The 800-nt window shown below is 65.9% G+C and carries 1 protein-coding gene; it reads left to right on the forward strand.

From position 1 onward, the window contains the following. Positions 1 to 183: 183 nt before the first annotated feature. Positions 184 to 681, forward strand: coding sequence for a DUF418 domain-containing protein (locus tag HCR68_RS13935; RefSeq protein ID WP_279587003.1), 498 nt, complete (start codon positions 184 to 186; stop codon positions 679 to 681). The last annotated feature ends 119 nt before the right edge of the window (positions 682 to 800 follow it).

An 800-nucleotide genomic window follows, 5' to 3' on the forward strand; every position in this document is an offset into this window, starting at 1 on the left:
CACGCAGCCAGGACTCAAGCACCTCCAGGTCACCCTCACGCACAACCAGTCCAGGAGCAGGTCTATTCGCCATACCCCCATCATCCTAAGCACCAACCACAAAACAACTAACGACACGCGACACTAGGATCGGCGGCTCAGGCTTACGGCCTGCCGGCTCGTCTCGAGCACGCCGACCGTCGGATCGGCGCAGCGGCACTCGTCTTCGCCGCCGCCGGCGCGGTTGCCATCCCCTGGCAGGCCACCGGGATCGGCGATCCCCGGTTCTCCACAGCGGGCGGGGTGGCCGGCGGCCTCATGGCCTGCCTGTATGTCTGTGTTCTGGCGCTGCTCTGGCGCACGCCGGCTCGTCGGGCCCTCAGTGCGGCATTCGACCCTCTGGGCCGTATGGCGCTGACCTGCTACGTCACCGCCTCCTTCGTCATGGTTCCGGCGGGGCTGCTGCTTGACTCGCGCTCGACTCTCGACGTGGTACCCGGCCTCGTCGTATCCGCCGCGGTTCTTGCCGCCCAGTGGGTGTTCTGCCGCCTTTGGCTCTCCCGGTTCACCTACGGCCCCTTGGAGTGGGCGTGGCGCTGCATCACCTGGTGGCGGCGGATCCCGTTGCGGCGCCAGCAGTCAATGCACCTTGATAATCAGCCCGATTCAGCCAGATGCCTGCGAACGACGACGGCTAGATGAGTAAGTCCAAGGGGTGGGTTAGTGGTCGTAGGGGGTCAGGGAGCGTAGGACAGGCGCGCTGGTGAGGCTGTTGTGCCAGATGGCGGCTGTCAGGGCCAGGATTCGTTGGGTGATGCGTG

It is taken from the genome of Actinomyces sp. ZJ308, assembly GCF_011752065.1.
GTDB lineage: Bacteria > Actinomycetota > Actinomycetes > Actinomycetales > Actinomycetaceae > Actinomyces.